Consider the following 1,182-nt stretch of genomic DNA (forward strand, 5'->3'; position numbering starts at 1 on the left):
GCCACCTTTGCCGCATCTACTGCTTTATCTGCTATCTGTGCCGCTTTAAACCCCCTGACACCTAATCCGATTGGAGTTGGCGTCATTGTAAGAGCGTCTAGTAAATCCTGACCATCCTTAGCAGTTGTGTTTAGCCACTTCGCCCAGTCAGGGGTTTCTAATCCTTCTTTATAGTCCTTAACCAGTTTATCCTGGAAATAGTAACTTGAAATTAAGCTTAGGTTGTAATTTAACCCTTTTGACTCATTGATCAAAATTCCTTTTAGCTGGTCTTTTAATTCCCATTCTATTACTTCCTCTTTTACACCATATTTCTCAATGTTATATTGGCTTAATGCTGTGAAGTAGGCTATTATTTGTTGTTTATCACTGTCACTCTCTGCATTTTTCAATGCTTTGACAAACGCATCTTGCTGTTCATGATTCAACCAGTTATTTTTCGTCCCACTAGCCGCCGTGGCTCCACCTGTCTGTGCATCGCCGCCCGCAATTTTTGCGGCCGCAGAACCAATAGCCAGGCTGGCCCACTGGTGCAGGTCGGGATTGTCTTTAAAGCGTTTGGCCAGTTCTCCCTGTACTATTTCGTTGACACCGGCGCCGACGCCACCGGAAAGAGCGTTGCCGCCTCCCAGGTCAGCCATGACAGCGCCGACGGCTGAGTGCAGCGCGACTTTATAGATGCCGCCTTCATCCCAGGCCCGCATTCTCGCTTTTGCTTCGGCTTTGACATCAGGGTCTGTGGTATTGGCCTCATCTTCTGCCGCTTTCTTGTACTGCGCTGCCGCCAGATCGCCGACTGCCTTAAAGGCTTCTTGTCCCAGCATCTTGGAGAGTTCCTGTTTTTCCTGAACCGACTTCTTATCAAAAATCTGGTCCAGCTTGTTGACGGCATTCTGGGTATCCCTGCTCAGTTTCGTAATATCCGCTTTCTGATTGGCCTGATCTTTGATTTCAATCGTTCCCTGGGCAATCGCGGCATGGGTAGTGCTGGTTTTATCATCCGATACCGGAACGCCCATATCCGGGGTAAATCCTTTGGCGTTGTTCTCTACATCCTTACCGACGGCATAGCCGACACCGTGGCTTTCCGCCTTGTACTCGGCCTTGTTCTCGATATCGGAGAAGGTGAGTGTGCCAGTAGAGAGTCTGTTCTTGTCAGGCGTAGCGGTACTATCTATTACA

1 pseudogene is annotated in these 1,182 nt (G+C 48.6%); it reads right to left on the reverse strand.

The annotated features are described in order from the left end of the window. Nucleotides 1-1,182 (reverse strand): annotated as a pseudogene (locus ALO_RS22595) (hypothetical protein); the annotation flags it as partial.

This window comes from Acetonema longum DSM 6540 (assembly GCF_000219125.1).
GTDB classification, from domain to species: domain Bacteria; phylum Bacillota; class Negativicutes; order Sporomusales; family Acetonemataceae; genus Acetonema; species Acetonema longum.